Genomic DNA, 14,571 nt, shown 5'->3' on the forward strand with positions numbered 1-14,571 from the left:
AGCGAACAAGTACCGTGAGGGAAAGGTGAAAAGCACCCCGACGAGGGGAGTGAAATAGTTCCTGAAACTGGATGCATACAAACAGTAGGAGCCCGCAAGGGTGACTGCGTACCTCTTGTATAATGGGTCATCGACTTAGTCTAACTAGCAAGCTTAAGCCGTTAGGTGTAGGCGCAGCGAAAGCGAGTCTGAATAGGGCGTTAAGTTAGTTGGATTAGACCCGAAACCAAGTGATCTAGGTATGAGCAGGCTGAAGGTAAGGTAACACTTACTGGAGGGCCGAACCCACGTAAGTTGAAAATTACGGGGATGACTTGTTCCTAGGGGTGAAAGGCCAATCAAACTTGGAAATAGCTGGTTCTCCGCGAAAGATATTTAGGTATCGCCTCGAGCGAATACTGTGGGGGGTAGAGCACTGGATGGGCTAGGGGATCTCACCGATTTACCAAACCTAACCAAACTCCGAATACCCACAAGTACTACTCGGGAGACAGACGGCGGGTGCTAAGGTCCGTCGTCAAAAGGGAAACAGCCCTAACCTACAGCTAAGGTCCCCAAGTCATAGTTAAGTGGGAAAGCATGTGGGAATGCTTAGACAACCAGGAGGTTGGCTTAGAAGCAGCCATCCTTTAAAGATAGCGTAACAGCTCACTGGTCAAGCGTTCCTGCGGCGAAGATGTACCGGGTCTAAAACTATGCACCGAAGCTTAGGGTTTACAACTTTGTTGTAAGCGGTAGCGGAGCGTTCCGTAAGCCTGCGAAGCGGTACCTGTGAGGGGCCGTGGAGGTATCGGAAGTGCGAATGATGACATGAGTAGCGACAAAAAGTGTGAGAGACACTTTCGCCGAAAGTCCAAGGGTTCCTGCGCAATGCTAATCAGCGCAGGGTTAGTCGGCCCCTAAGGTGAGGCAGAAATGCGTAGCCGATGGGAATCACGTTAATATTCGTGAACCAGGTGGTAGTGACGGATCGCGCAGGTTCGTATCCCCTTATTGGATTGGGGGTGCGATGAGCCGGTTCCAGGAAATAGCTCCACCAACATTGACCGTACCCTAAACCGACACAGGTGGACTGGTAGAGTATACCAAGGCGCTTGAGAGAACTATACTGAAGGAACTCGGCAAATTGCATGCGTAACTTCGGGATAAGCATGACTTCTATCGGGGCAACCCTTTAGGAGTGGCACAAAAGAGGGGGTGGCGACTGTTTACTAAAAACACAGGGCTCTGCGAAGATGCAAATCGACGTATAGGGTCTGACGCCTGCCCGGTGCCGGAAGGTTAAAAGGAGGAGTTAACGCTCTGAATTGAAGCCCCGGTAAACGGCGGCCGTAACTATAACGGTCCTAAGGTAGCGAAATTCCTTGTCGGGTAAGTTCCGACCTGCACGAATGGCGTAACGACTTCCCCACTGTCTCCAGTATAGACTCAGCGAAATTGAATTCCCCGTGAAGATGCGGGGTTCCTGCGGTCAGACGGAAAGACCCCATGCACCTTTACTATAGCTTTACGCTGGCATTTGTGTCGGCATGTGCAGGATAGGTGGTAGGCTTTGAAGCAGGGACGCCAGTTTCTGTGGAGCCGCAAGATGAGATACCACCCTTATCGTCATAGATGTCTAACCGCGGCATAACAGTGTCCGGGACAGCGTATGGTGGGTAGTTTGACTGGGGCGGTCGCCTCCCAAAGAGTAACGGAGGCGCGCGATGGTGGGCTCAGGACGGTCGGAAATCGTCCGCTGAGTGCAATGGCATAAGCCTGCCTGACTGCGAGACTGACAAGTCGAGCAGAGACGAAAGTCGGTCATAGTGATCCGGTGGTCCCGCGTGGAAGGGCCATCGCTCAACGAATAAAAGGTACGCTGGGGATAACAGGCTGATAATGCCCAAGAGTCCATATCGACGGCATTGTTTGGCACCTCGATGTCGGCTCATCACATCCTGGGGCTGGAGCAGGTCCCAAGGGTATGGCTGTTCGCCATTTAAAGTGGTACGTGAGCTGGGTTTAGAACGTCGTGAGACAGTTCGGTCCCTATCTGCCGTGGGTGTAGGAATATTGAGAAGAGCTGACCCTAGTACGAGAGGACCGGGTTGGACGAACCTCTGGTGGACCTGTTGTGGCGCCAGCCGCATTGCAGGGTAGCTAAGTTCGGACGGGATAACTGCTGAAAGCATCTAAGCAGGAAGCCTCCTTCAAAACTAGTATTCCCTTGAGAGCCGTGGAAGACCACCACGTCGATAGGCCGGGTGTGGAAGCGTAGCAATATGTGAAGCTTACCGGTACTAATAGCTCGATTGGCTTGATCGTTCTCATTAATCTATGTCCGCATAGTTGTGAGTTTGAGCGGTTATAAAATACACCAGACATTGCCTCTTGCATGGGAAGGCAATGTCCATACAGAACATAAAAACCAGAATTCACACCGTATGTTTTTCGCTGACCTTGTGGTTCTTGCGAGGAGCCCAAGACCCGATCCCATCCCGAACTCGACCGTCAAATTCCTCTGCGCCAATGGTACTAAGTCTCAAGGCTTGGGAGAGTAGGTCGCTGCAAGGTCTGCAAAAAACATACGGTTCTCTTTATCGATCGTCGAATTATACAAAAACCCCCAGTCAGAAATGACTGGGGGTTTTTGCGTTTAAAGGGGACGTTATCCGTCGTTCGGGTTCGTTCATCTCGGCCCGAGCCGTTGAACTTTTAGCCCGCCTCAGCGTATCCACATTCGACTGGCACCAATCCGTGCACCCAGCCGAATGGATATCTCATGCGTTCCCTCTTCCTGCTTTTGATCCTGCTGTTCTCGCCACTGGCCGCCGTGGCCCAGGTGCCCGGATTGTCGGAAGAGCCGGCGGCCAGCAGCGATGCCAGTATCGACGAGCTGGTGCGGATTCTTGAAAATGACGCGACCCGCGCGGCGCTGATCGAGCGGCTGCAGCAGACCGCTGTCGAGGCGCCGGTTCCCGCCGCCGCGCCGGCCGATCTGAGCATCGTTCGCCAACTCGCCGAATACACCCGCGCCGCGGCTGAAGGTGTCTCCCAAACCCTGCGCTCGCTGGGCGCGATCTTTGTCGACCTGCAGCAGGGTCTCAGCGGCACGCTGGACGCCGACCTCGAGGCTTTCCGTGATGTGGCGCTTGGCGTGTTGATGGTCGCCATTGGCCTGTTCGGCAGTTTCTGGGTCCTGCGGCTGATTGTGCTCTGGGCGCAGCGCGGCATTGCCAGGCGTGTCGAGGGCCGCGGCTGGATCCACCGCTTCGCCGGAACGCTTGGGGCGCTGCTGTTCGACCTGGGCTCGGTGCTGCTGGCCTGGGCGATCGGCTATTTCGTCGCCATCGCCTTGGTGGGCGGGCCGACGGGGCGGATGGGCATAAATCAGTCCTTGCTGCTCAACGCCTTCCTTGTGGTTGAAATGACCAAGATGGTGGCGCGTGTCGTGTTGGCGCCGCGCTATGAGGCTTTGCGGCTGATCCCGGTCGGCGACAGCAATGCGGCCTATTGGTCGTTCTGGCTGGCCCGGGTCATTTCCCTGATCGGCTACACTTTCCTTTTCGTCTCCCCGCTGCTCGCCGCCAATCTATCGCTGGGCGCCGCTTCGGCGGTGCAGGTTCTGGTGATGGCCACGGCCGTGACCATCGGCATCATCATCGTGCTGCAGAACAAGGATGATGTGCGCAACTGGCTGTCGGGCATTGCCGCAAGGCGCGGCCATGACGGCACCGGGCAATTGCTCAGCCTCCTCGGCCAATACTGGCATGTCGTCGCCATCGTCTATCTGGTGACGCTGCTGGTGGTGTGGTTTGCCAATCCGCAGCAGGCGCTGCCCTTCATGATCGGCGCCACGGTGCAGTCCGTGGTCTCGATCCTCGTCGGCGTGGTAATTGTCGGCTTCATTTCGCGCTTCATCAATGCCGGGCTCAGTCTGCCGGCCGATATCAAGCAGCGCCTGCCGCTGCTCGAGGCGCGGCTGCGCGCCTTCGTGCCGACGGTGATGCAGGTGGTGCGCTGGGTGGTAATTGTCGGCGTGGTGCTGGCCATTGCGCAGGCCTGGGCGCTGTTCGACTTCGTCGGCTGGATCGGCAGCGATCACGGCCAGCAGGTGGCCGGCTCCGTGATCTCGGCCGTGCTGATCGTTGTGGCCTGTATCGTGCTGCATGTCGTGGTGGCGTCCTGGGTCGAGTACCGCCTCAACACCACGGTCGGCAAGACTCCAACGGCCCGCGAGAAGACCCTGCTCGGCCTGTTCAAGAACGCCTTCACCATCGCCCTGGTGGTGTTCGGCCTGATGCTGGCTTTGGCGCAGATCGGGGTGAACATCGCGCCGCTTTTGGCCGGTGCCGGCGTCGTCGGTCTCGCCATCGGTTTTGGAGCCCAGAAGCTGGTGCAGGACATCATCACCGGCATTTTCATCCAGTTCGAGAATGTGATGAACGAGGGCGATGTGGTGGAAGCGGCGGGCAAGTCGGGAACGGTCGAGCGGCTGACCATCCGCTCGGTCACCATCCGCGACATGGGCGGCACGGTGCATCTGATCCCCTTCTCCTCGGTGGATCTGGTCTCCAACATGGTGCGTGGCTTCTCCTTTTATGTCGCCGAGTTCGACGTGGCCTATGACAGCGATATCGAGGTGGTGAAGCAGATCATGCGCGACGCCTTCGAGGTGGTGATGGCCAGCGAGCACAAGGATGTCATCATCGACGATCTCGACCAGCCGGCGCTGGTCAATTTCATGCCCGGCCAGATGAAGCTGCGGTCGCGCATCAAGACGCTGGCCGGCAAGCAATGGGGGCCGGGGCGCCTCTATAGCGAGACGGTCAAGCGCATGCTCTATGAGCGCGGCGTGCAGACGCCGAGCCAGACCGTGACCTATCGCAGCGTCGAGCGCCTGCCACCGCCAGGCGCGGCGCCCGCCGAATAGGGCTGGCGCATTCGTGATCGGGCAAGGGCTGGGCCAGGGCTCAGCCTTAAACCCATCTTAATTTGATGGGTTAAAATAGTGATACGCGTCCGTTGCGGCACAGGGGACGCAGACTTGTTCTGTCACGCGTATCACGAGGCCCATCATGCTCCACTCGACCGCAATTCTGCGCGGCCTGCCCGCTTTGGCCCTGTCTGCGGCGCTGAGCCTGAGTTCTATCGCGCCGTCCTTCGCCAATAGCGCCGATTTCGTGCGCAGCATCTGGCCCCTGGCAGAAGCGCGCGGCGTTAGCCGCTCCGCTTTCGAGCAAGCCTTCGCCGGCTATAGCTTTTCGGCCAAGCTGATGGAGCATACCAAGTCACAGCCCGAATTCACCCGCACGGTCGAGGACTACATCGAGCGCCGCGTCACCAATGCCCAGGCCAACAAGGGCCGGGCGATGCGCGCCGAGTGGAACCAGACCCTTACCGGCAGCCAGCAGCGCTGGGGCGTGCAGCCCGAATATGTGCTGGCGATCTGGGGCATGGAGACCAATTACGGTGGCTTCATGGGCGGCGAGCACACCATCCATGCCCTCGCCACGCTGACCGAGGGTGGCTATCGCCCCGACTTTTTCCGCGACGAGCTGCTCACTGCCTTGCGCATCATTTCCGACGGGCATGTAAGCGCCAATAACATGACGGGCTCCTGGGCCGGCGCCATGGGCCATACCCAGTTCATGCCCTCGAGCTTCATGCGCTATGCAGTCGATTACAATGGCGACGGCCGCAAGGACATCTGGAACTCGGTGCAGGACGCACTCGGCTCCACCGCCAATTACCTGCATGAGCACGGCTGGCGACAGGGCGAGACCTGGGGCTATGAGATCCACCTGCCCAAGGGTTTCGACTATGCCCGTGCCCGTCAGATGGAGCGGGCGCCGCTCAGCCAGTGGCAGGCCATGGGCATCCAGCGCGTTTCTGGCAAGGCCTTTCCACGCCCCAGCGACATCGGCCGGCTCTATATGCCCGCCGGCGCCTCTGGTCCGACCTTCCTGCTGCTGCCTAACTTCGACGTCATCAAGCGCTATAACAATTCCGACAGCTATGCCCTGGCCGTCGGCCATCTGGCCGATCGAATCATCGGTGGCGGCAGCTTTGCCACGCCCTGGCCGGCCAATGACTATGCGCTGAGCAAGGCACAGCGCGCCGAGTTGCAAACCCTGCTCAACCGCGCCGGCTATGATGTCGGTTCGCCCGATGGTGTGGTGGGGCCGAAAACCCGCGCCGCCGTCATCGCCTGGCAGCAACGCGCCGGGCTTCCGGCAGATGGACACATTTCCGGGAGACTGCTCGACCGGCTCAAGCGTTAACCGCTCGTTAACCCTTTGGGGTCACCCTGTACCGGCTTAAGTAGAGGGCAGGCTGTCTCCATTCATTCGAGGCGCCTGCCCTCGCCCATTCTGGGCCATCTATTCAAATCGCCATAAAATACCCCGCATTCGCCGCTAGTGGCGAGGCCTTACCAGTTCTGTCAGTTGTCCATGTCCAGCCCCATCCTCTCCCGCCGTACCCTGCTTGCCGCTGCCTTCGCCCTTGCGCTGGCGCCAAAGGCCTATGCCGTTTCGATCATGGATCCGTTCAACCTGCCTGCGGCCATGGATGGCGGCACGGTCAAGGTCGGCAGCGATATTGCCTACGCCGATGGGCCCCGCCACAAGCTGGACGTCTATGCGCCCGAGGCGCGCGGGGCGCTGGCACCAGTAGTGTTCTTCATCTATGGCGGCGGCTGGAGCCGTGGCGAAAAGTATGAGTATCAATTCGTCGGCCAGGCCCTGGCGGCCCGCGGCTTCGTGGTGGTGATCGCCGATTACCGGCTCTATCCGGAAGTGGCCTATCCCGACTTCCTCTATGACAGCGCCAATGCGCTGGCCTGGGTGCAGGACAATATCGCGGCCTATGGTGGCGATCCCAATCGCCTGTTCCTCGCCGGCCATTCCGCCGGCGCCTATAATGCCACCATGCTGGCGCTCGACCCGAGCTTCCTGCGCGAATATGGCGTGACCGTACCGATCCTGGGCGTCGCGGCGCTGTCGGGGCCGTTCGACTTCTATCCCTTCGAATATGGTGAAGTGCGGGACGTGTTCGGCAAGGCGCCGAGCCCGCAGGGCACCCAGCCGATCAACCTGGTCACCAGCGAAACCCCGCCGATGTATCTGGCGACCGGCACCGGTGATCCGATCGTGCGCATGCAGAATACCGAGCGTTTCGCGCAAAAGCTCAAGGATAGCGGCGTCTGGGTCACCACGCGCTATTACGACGGCTTCGGCCATATGGAGCCGGTGCTGGCCATCGGCGCCATGTGGCGCTGGCGCATGCCGGTGCTCGACGACATGGTGGCCTTCTTCCAGATGTTCGGCGCCTTCCCAAGCGGCGTGCCCTATGTGGCCGTAGCCCCTAACGCGCCGGAAGAACTGCCCGAAGCCATCGCCCCGATGGAGCAGATCGTTCAGCAGATGAATTCGATGTTCCAGCCGATCGAGGGTAAATAGCCCCTCATCCGGCGCTGCGCGCCACCTTCTCCCACAAGGGGAGAAGGGTGATGACTGAAAGCTCTCCGCTCCTTCCCCTTCTCCCCTCGTGGGAAAAGGTGCCCGAAGGGCGGATGAGGGGCCTACCGCTTCGCCTCGATCTCCACCGAAGCTGCACTCCGCGTGGTTTCGCCGTGGAACACCGCCTCGATATTGTTGCCGTCTGGATCGAGCACAAACGCCCCATAATATCCAGGATGATAGTCCCGTTCGCCGGGCGCGCCATTGTCCGTCCCGCCGGCCGCCAGCGCCGCCGCATAGAACGCATCCACCATGGCGCGATCTTTCGCCTGAAACGCCAGATGCACATGGCTGAGGACGCCATCCGCACCGGCAGCATCGACGTAAAGCTCGTCGACCTGGAACCAGGTCTCGCCACTCATCTCGATGCGGATGCCCAGCGCGCCAAGCGCCGCCTCATAGAGCCGCCGCGTCGCCGCAAAGTCGCGGGCGCGCAGGTGAATATGGTCGATCAGCCGTCCAGCATGCCAGGTCATGGTGCGTCTCCACTCTCTGGCCAAAACAAAACCGCCCGGAACTGGTTCCGGGCGGCTCTATCAATCACAATCGAAACTTACTCGGCTTCGTTGGCCGGGGCCGAATTGAGCTGGCCGTACTTTTCGACGCCGATCGTGTCGAGCAGTTCGAGCTGGGTCTCGAGGAAGTCGATATGGCCTTCCTCGTCGGTAAGAAGGGCTTCGAACAGGTTCTTGGAGACATAGTCGCCCAGCTGTTCGCAAAGCTCGCGGCTGGCCTTGTAGGCCGCGCGGGCTTCGTATTCGCCGGCCAGATCGGCCTCGAGCACTTCCTTGATGGTCTGGCCGATTCGCAAAGGCGCAACGCGCTGCAGGTTCGGGTGACCTTCGAGGAAGATAATACGCTCGATCAAACGGTCGGCGTGATGCATTTCTTCGATAGATTCGGCGCGTTCCTTGGCAGCCAGCTTCTTGAAACCCCAATCGTCCAGAAGACGGAAATGGACCCAATACTGGTTGACGGCACCGAGTTCGAGAAAGAGGGCTTCATTAAGCCGCTCGATGACTTGCGCTTCGCCTTTCACGACGTACTCCACTCTGCTGTTTTTTAAGCTTTTCCAACCCAGAGGGGAGCGAAACGACGTCGCCGGTCTCCAGGGCTTGCTGCGAGTGGTAGTTTTCGGTGACGCGGACAATAATGTCCACCACATTCGGAACGCATCCGCCGCATTTGGCGCGGCGATTGAGCTCACTGTAGACCTTGGCGGGAACCACGAGCTGCCAGGGGTCGGCCTTGAGCAGATCGAGAACGATGTTCTCGATTTCCTTGCTGGTGATCATATTGCACTGGCAGACGAGCATGATGGGTACGACAGGTCTAGTGGAGCTTGCTGGCCGCATAAAGCGACTCCATTAGGTGAATGTCAATGTCAGATTTGTTGTCAGGGCTGCGCGCGTTGCTTATGCGGCGGCTCCCTATCGCGCCTCCAGCCAATCCTGCAGAAGCCCTGCCGGCATCGGCCGCGCCATGTGGAAGCCCTGGCCCTCGGCAACACCCAGGTGTCGCAAATGCCCATAGGCATATTCCGTCTCGATACCCTCGGCGCAGACCCGGAATCCCAGGCCATTGGCCATGGCAATGATCTGGCGCAGCAGGAAGTCGTCATGGCTGGCATCGACCAGCGGGCGGACGAAGCTCTGGTCGATCTTGAGCACATCGGCCGGAATGCGCGCGAGATAGCTGAGGTTGGAAAAGCCCGAGCCGAAATCGTCCAGCGCTACCGTGACGCCGGCCTGGCGCAGCCGTGTCAGCTGTTGCACGGTGCGCTGCGAATTGGTCGCCAGCGTGCCTTCGGTGAATTCGAGTTCGACATGCTCCGGTTCCAGTCCCAGCGCCTCCAGTCGATGCAGCAGCACGTCGTCAAAGCCGGCTTCCGACAGATTGACCGGGGAGGCATTGATCGACACCCGCAGGTCATGCCCGGCATCACGGAACATCCGGTTCTGCTGCAGGGCCGTGCTCATCACCCAATCGGTCAGCGGGGTGATCAGCGCGGTCTGCTCGGCCAGCGGCACGAATTCGGCCGGCGAGATCGGGCCCAACTCGGGGTGGTTCCAGCGCAGCAGTGCTTCCACGGCATGGCATTGGCCCGATTGCAGCGCGATGCGCGGTTGGTAATGCAGGGTCAGCTGATCGGCCGCAGCCAGAGCTGCCGGCAGGTCGGCCAGGATGCGGAAGGCGCGCAGATGGGCCGCATCTGAGCGATGGTCATAGAAGGTAAAGCCGCTATCGATGCGGCGGCTGTCCTGGGCGGCGACCAGTGCCGCGCGCAGCGATTCCGCGCCACCCTGGCTGACATCGACCGGCAGCAGGCCGACGCCAACCTTGGTCTTGATCGGAATGGCATTGACCTCGAGCGCACCGGCAAAGGCCGCGGCAATCACGGTCGCCAAAGCAGGCGCCTGTGCCAGATCGTCCACCGGAATGGCAGTCACGAAGCTCAGCACGCTGACATGGAAGATCTCGGCATCGGCCGGCAGCAGCGCGGCCAGCATGCCGGCCCCAGCGCGCACGAAATCCTCGGCAAAGGCCATGCCTAGGGCGCGCAGAATCTCATTGTAATGCTTGGCTTCGGCCAGGGTGACCAACACCAGCATGCTGGGCCGGTCCGGCTGGGCCAAGCTTTCGAAGCGCTCGATGAACTGCAGCCGGTTGGGCAGGCGGGTGACGTGATCGAAACGACCGATCTGCGCAAGCACCGACTCGGACGGCGCTGCAGCCGGTGCAATAGTCGTGCCGCGTCGCGCCGAAAGGCTCACGCTCGTCGTCTCCCAGAGTTCCCGCAGGCAACTTCGGCCAGCGGCCCTTAAGGCGGCGTGAATTTTGCAGCAATCACCATGCCTTAGCGAAACATTGTTAGCCTCTGAGCCGTATCTTGGCTGTCGATAACGGGGCGGTCATGGCTATCTCAATTCTCAGCGTCATCAACGCCCTCAGTCCCAAGGAGTGGGGCTCGCGCAAGATCGCCCGCGATCTACCCTATGGACCGGCCGCGCGGCAAAAGCTCGATATCTATGCGCCCAGAAACGCCAGTGGCCCCATGCCCGTGGTGTTCTTCATCTATGGCGGTTCGTGGATGGATGGCAGCCGCACGCAATATGACTTTGCGGGCAGGGCGCTGGCCGCGCTGGGCTATGTCACGGTTATCGCCGATTATCGCGTGCTGCCCGAGGTCGAATATCCCGGCTTTCTCGACGATGGCGCTGCGGCCTTTGCCTGGGTTGCCGCACACATAGCCGACTATGGTGGCGATCCCAGCCGCATCGCTCTGATGGGCCATTCGGCCGGCGCCTATAATGCGCTGATGCTGGGCCTCGCGCCGAACCGTATCGACCACGCGCACCTGCGCTGCATGGTCGGTCTTTCCGGCCCGTATGACTTCTTCCCTTTCGACGGCAGGATCACGCTCCGCACCTTTGCCGCGGTGCGCGAACCGCTAGACACCCAGCCGATCAATCATGTGAGCCGGGATGCGCCGCCGGTCTTCCTCGGCTCAGGCGACAAGGACACCCTGGTCTATCCGCGCAACAGCGTGGCCTTGGCCAAAAAGCTACGCGAAGCGGGCGTTCCAGTGCAGGAAGTGCATTACCCCACCCTCGGCCATCCTGGCCCATTGATGGCGCTGGGCGTGCCCGCCCGCCGCATCGCACCGGTGCTGTCCGACGTCACGGCTTTCCTGCGGCAATATCTCTAGAGCTTCTTCTCGTTCTGCCGACGTGCGGCAATGATCGCCGCCGAAGCGGCTGTGCGGTGCGACGAGGAGAAGAACTCCCGATGCGCCAGGATCAGCACGGTGGCGAGGCAGGCCGCGATCGGCAGCCATTCGGAAATAAACCACGCCACATTGGCGACCGAGAAGTAATAGGCGCGAATACCGCTGTTGAAGTTCTTCGCCCCCAGCGCATTCATCCGCGTGATGGCGTCGATCTCTTCGTCCGTCGTCACCGTGCTATGATCGATGGCGCCGAGCATGATGCAGAAGTGGTTGAACTGGCGCAGCGACAGCGTGAAGGCAAAGAAGGCCAGCACGAACATGGTCAGCATGACCACCAGATGCAGCTGGACGTCGAGCGTCGTATAGACGCGCTCCAGCGCCAGCGAGTCGAGTGTCGCCATCAGCGCCGGCACCTGGCCGAAGACGGCAAACACCGCGAGGATGAGCAGCACGGCCGTCGAGGCCAGGAAGCTGACCGACCCCATGATATTGCCCGACAGGATCGCGTCGAAAGGCGATTCGCGCAGCGTCGCATTGGCCACCCAGCGCCGCCGCTGCATGTTCATGATCACCGACAGCGACGGCCGCAGCTTTTCCACCTGCGGCACGATGATATTGTAGGCCACATAGCAGAGCAGCGGGAAGACGGTGGTCAGCAGCGCGAAGGTCAAAGTGGTCGTCCTGAGGTTAGCTGCGGCTCCCGTCACCAATATAGCGCATCTGGTGACGGGATGGTTAACCTTGTGTGAATTGGCCTTCGTCAGATCGGGCGGGGGTATTTCCGGTGAATGGCGTTGATTTCGCTCAGCAATTCGGGCGAAAGCGTCAGGTCCTTGGCCGCGATGGCATTCGCCAACTGGTCGGTGCTGGTTGCACCCAGAATTACCGAGGTCATGAAGGGCCGCGTCATGGCAAAAGCGATGGCCATTTGCGCCACGTCCAGGTCGTAACGCTTTGCCAGCGCAAGATATTCCTTGCCGGCTATCTCGGAATGCTCATTGAGCCGCCAGAAGCCCTTCTGGTAATCGCCGCGGCTGCCCTTGGGCATCTGGCCGTCGAAGTACTTGCCAGTGATCAGCCCGCCGGCCAGCGCCGAATAGGCCAGTAGGCCGACATTTTCATGATGGCTCAGCTCGGCCAGGTCATGGTCGAACTGGCGGCGTAAAAGGCTATATTCGTTCTGCACGGAAACGAGGCGCGGCAGTCCTTTAGCCTCGGCAATGCGCAGCCACTGGGCAATGCCCCAGGTGGTTTCGTTGGAGACGCCAGCATGACCAAGCTTGCCCTCCTTGACCAGCGCGCCAAGGGTTTCCAGCATGTCCTCGATGTTCTCAAGCACCTCAGCCGTATTCTGCTTTTCGGGCGCAAAGTCCCAATAGCCCTCAAAATTATAGCTACCGCGCTGCGCCCAATGGACCTGGTAGAGGTCGATATAGTCGGTCTGCAGCCGCTTTAGGCTCGCCTCGAAGGCCTCGCGCAGGGTCTTGCCGCTGGTTGCACTGCCATTGCGCATGAAGTCCACCGCGCCGCCCGCCACCTTGGAGGCGAGGATCCACTGGTCGCGCTTGCCGGTCTTCTTGAACCAGTTGCCTATGATTTCTTCCGTGCGGCCCGAGGTTTGCGGGCTCCGTGGCACGGCATAGATCTCTGCCGTATCCATGAAATTGAGGCCCGATTCGAGCGCCAGATCGATCTGTGCATGGCCCTCGGCCTCGGTATTCTGGCTGCCCCAGGTCATGGTGCCGAGGCACAATTCGGTGACGAGCAGATCGGTACGGCCAAGTGGCTTCAGTTTCATAACAATTCTCGGCAAGGGGTCAGGAAGGCGGGCGCAGCCTAGCGCAAGCTGGCGAAAATGACAGGCATGCTGCCGAATTTTTCCCGCCGTCAAAAAAGCATCACGCAATCGCGGTTTAGGGGTTGAGCTATCCGCGATCACCCCCTATATACCCCTCACGTCGCGACCAACGGTCACGATCGATGACAACCCACCCGGCATTGTTATCAAACATCCTTGTCGCGGGATGGAGCAGCCCGGTAGCTCGTCAGGCTCATAACCTGAAGGTCGCAGGTTCAAATCCTGCTCCCGCAACCAAAAAAGCCCAGCAAACTCATAGAGTTCGCTGGGCTTTTCCTTTTCAGGCAAGACCTATTTGTAGCCGCCGCGCCCGCACCAGGAAATAACCCAGCGCCACAGCATAAAGCGTCGTCTGCGGCAGGATGCCGAACGTGGCGTTGCTGACGCCGAGCGTAAACTGCCCGACAAACAGGATCAGCGCCCCCAGCACTACGGGCCGGTCCCGCCGGGCATTCGGTTCGATCAGCAGCAGCAAAGGCGCCGACAGCAGCAACAGCCAGGCAATCAGCCCCAACCCGCCCGCCATGGCCGCGAAATTGGCCCAGTCGGCATGCAGGTTTTCGAGCGTAAACACCTCGCCCTGCTGCGGAAACAGCGTCTGTGCCGTCACCATGATCTGCCCCAGGCCGACGCCGACGATTGGCGAGGTCTTGAGGATTTCCATTGCCGAAGAATAAAGTGCCGCCCTGATGTCGTCGGTGCCGCCGGTGAAGCGGAAGATGTTCAATCCGCTCTCCAAAATGCCGGCGACGCGGGTGTTACCGCTGCCCACCAGGATGACGAGGCCAATGGCCGCGACTGCCACGCTGGTCAGCACGGCAAGGCGGAACAGGGTCTCGCGCCACAGCCAGATCAGCAAAACCACCATGCCCGTTCCGGTCATTGCCACGGCGCCCAGCATCGGTCCCCGCGAGTCCGAAATGGTTGCTGCGCCCAGCGCAAACACCGGTCCCAGCAAGAAACCATAGCGCCAGGGGGACTTGCTGCCGACCACGCCCACCATGGCGAGGCAGCCTACCAAGGCAGCAAGCGAGCTGTAGTGAATGGGATTATTGCCCAGCCCTGGCCGGTAGATGCCCAGTCCGTAACGCTCGTAGAGACCGCCAATTACGGCGATTGCCGAACCGGCCAAACACAATTTGGCAAACAGCGTCACGCCCGGCACCCACCCAGCAGGGCGGCCTAGCATGCCGAGCGCGATTGCGGACAACACGGGTAGGATCAATAGCGGCGCCAGAACGTCCTGTGCGCTCCGATAGACAAAGGGCACCGCTATGGCGACCAGTGTTATGGCGACCATGATTGCCAACACACTGGGATGGCGAAGCACCTGCCGCTCCGGCAAGCCATATCGAAGAAGCGCCAACAGTGCCGCCAAAAGCGCAATGTAAGCGCCGATGTAGGCCGGATAGCCCGGCAGCAGGATGATGGCCGAGACGGCGATTAACAAAAGTGTATTTGGCATTCGGAGCTGCAAT

11 protein-coding genes, 1 tRNA gene and 2 rRNA genes (1 of these 14 only partly in view) are annotated in these 14,571 nt (G+C 60.1%); 7 read left to right on the plus strand and 7 right to left on the minus strand.

From position 1 onward, the window contains the following. The 5 genes from BM045_RS13335 to BM045_RS13355 all read left to right on the plus strand — a co-directional run. Positions 1-2,307, plus strand: a 23S ribosomal RNA gene (locus BM045_RS13335) (it extends 415 nt beyond the left edge of the window). Between the two features lie 133 nt (positions 2,308-2,440). After that, positions 2,441-2,556 (plus strand): 5S ribosomal RNA (rrf, locus tag BM045_RS13340). Positions 2,557-2,764: 208 nt separating this feature from the next. Continuing rightward, positions 2,765-4,915, plus strand: a complete 2,151-nt coding sequence (locus BM045_RS13345; RefSeq protein ID WP_092184027.1) for a mechanosensitive ion channel domain-containing protein — start codon at positions 2,765-2,767, stop codon at positions 4,913-4,915. 145 nt (positions 4,916-5,060) lie between these two features. Further along, positions 5,061-6,266, plus strand: coding sequence for a lytic murein transglycosylase (locus BM045_RS13350; protein ID WP_092184029.1), 1,206 nt, complete (start codon positions 5,061-5,063; stop codon positions 6,264-6,266). A 171-nt stretch (positions 6,267-6,437) separates the two neighbouring features. Beyond that, positions 6,438-7,445 carry an alpha/beta hydrolase gene (locus BM045_RS13355; RefSeq protein WP_244522992.1) on the plus strand — a complete coding sequence of 336 codons (1,008 nt, stop codon included), beginning with the start codon at positions 6,438-6,440 and terminating at the stop codon, positions 7,443-7,445. A 122-nt stretch (positions 7,446-7,567) separates the two neighbouring features. Here the strand turns inward: BM045_RS13355 and BM045_RS13360 are convergent, their stop codons facing one another. The 4 genes from BM045_RS13360 to BM045_RS13375 form a co-directional block, all read right to left on the minus strand. Further along, positions 7,568-7,981 carry a VOC family protein gene (locus BM045_RS13360; protein ID WP_092184031.1) on the minus strand — a complete coding sequence of 138 codons (414 nt, stop codon included), beginning with the start codon at positions 7,979-7,981 and terminating at the stop codon, positions 7,568-7,570. A gap of 77 nt (positions 7,982-8,058) precedes the next feature. Next, entirely contained in the window at positions 8,059-8,544 is a 486-nt protein-coding gene (gene bfr, locus BM045_RS13365) for a bacterioferritin (RefSeq protein ID WP_092184033.1), read from the minus strand. Next, positions 8,510-8,860 (minus strand): (2Fe-2S)-binding protein, encoded by a 351-nt coding sequence (locus tag BM045_RS13370; protein ID WP_348271252.1) that lies wholly within the window; start codon positions 8,858-8,860, stop codon positions 8,510-8,512. Before BM045_RS13370 ends, bfr begins: the two co-directional genes overlap by 35 nt. A 75-nt stretch (positions 8,861-8,935) precedes the next feature. Continuing rightward, on the minus strand, positions 8,936-10,279 hold the full coding sequence (locus tag BM045_RS13375; RefSeq protein WP_139198789.1) for a bifunctional diguanylate cyclase/phosphodiesterase: 1,344 nt from the start codon (positions 10,277-10,279) through the stop codon (positions 8,936-8,938). Positions 10,280-10,419: 140 nt separating this feature from the next. Here BM045_RS13375 and BM045_RS13380 point away from each other — a divergent pair, with 140 nt between their 5' ends. Beyond that, entirely contained in the window at positions 10,420-11,214 is a 795-nt protein-coding gene (locus tag BM045_RS13380; protein ID WP_092184038.1) for an alpha/beta hydrolase, read from the plus strand. On the opposite strand, the gene BM045_RS13385 is transcribed toward BM045_RS13380, so the two are convergent. Both BM045_RS13385 and BM045_RS13390 read right to left on the minus strand, forming a co-directional pair. Beyond that, entirely contained in the window at positions 11,211-11,906 is a 696-nt protein-coding gene (locus BM045_RS13385; protein ID WP_244522994.1) for a DUF599 domain-containing protein, read from the minus strand. The two genes, BM045_RS13380 and BM045_RS13385, sit on opposite strands and share 4 nt — an antisense overlap. An 89-nt stretch (positions 11,907-11,995) precedes the next feature. Beyond that, positions 11,996-13,033 (minus strand): aldo/keto reductase, encoded by a 1,038-nt coding sequence (locus tag BM045_RS13390; RefSeq protein ID WP_092184040.1) that lies wholly within the window; start codon positions 13,031-13,033, stop codon positions 11,996-11,998. 220 nt (positions 13,034-13,253) lie between these two features. On the opposite strand from BM045_RS13390, the gene BM045_RS13395 reads away from it, so the two are divergent. Next, positions 13,254-13,330: transfer RNA gene (locus tag BM045_RS13395), tRNA-Met, on the plus strand. 43 nt (positions 13,331-13,373) lie between these two features. On the opposite strand, the gene BM045_RS13400 is transcribed toward BM045_RS13395, so the two are convergent. Next, entirely contained in the window at positions 13,374-14,558 is a 1,185-nt protein-coding gene (locus BM045_RS13400) for an O-antigen ligase family protein (protein ID WP_092184042.1), read from the minus strand. Between the last annotated feature and the right edge of the window lie 13 nt (positions 14,559-14,571).

The sequence above is a fragment of the Devosia sp. YR412 genome (assembly GCF_900110945.1).
Taxonomy (GTDB): domain Bacteria; phylum Pseudomonadota; class Alphaproteobacteria; order Rhizobiales; family Devosiaceae; genus Devosia.

Excerpts from the sequence above, each read along its gene's own strand:
- BM045_RS13345 (WP_092184027.1), top strand. The coding sequence starts at position 2,765 with ATGCGTTCCCTCTTCCTGCTTTTGATCCTGCTGTTCTCGCCACTGGCC.
- BM045_RS13350 (WP_092184029.1), top strand. The coding sequence starts at position 5,061 with ATGCTCCACTCGACCGCAATTCTGCGCGGCCTGCCCGCTTTGGCCCTG.
- BM045_RS13355 (WP_244522992.1), top strand. The coding sequence starts at position 6,438 with ATGTCCAGCCCCATCCTCTCCCGCCGTACCCTGCTTGCCGCTGCCTTC.
- BM045_RS13360 (WP_092184031.1), bottom strand. The coding sequence starts at position 7,981 with ATGACCTGGCATGCTGGACGGCTGATCGACCATATTCACCTGCGCGCC.
- BM045_RS13370 (WP_348271252.1), bottom strand. The coding sequence starts at position 8,860 with ATGCGGCCAGCAAGCTCCACTAGACCTGTCGTACCCATCATGCTCGTC.
- BM045_RS13380 (WP_092184038.1), top strand. The coding sequence starts at position 10,420 with ATGGCTATCTCAATTCTCAGCGTCATCAACGCCCTCAGTCCCAAGGAG.
- BM045_RS13390 (WP_092184040.1), bottom strand. The coding sequence starts at position 13,033 with ATGAAACTGAAGCCACTTGGCCGTACCGATCTGCTCGTCACCGAATTG.
- BM045_RS13400 (WP_092184042.1), bottom strand. The coding sequence starts at position 14,558 with ATGCCAAATACACTTTTGTTAATCGCCGTCTCGGCCATCATCCTGCTG.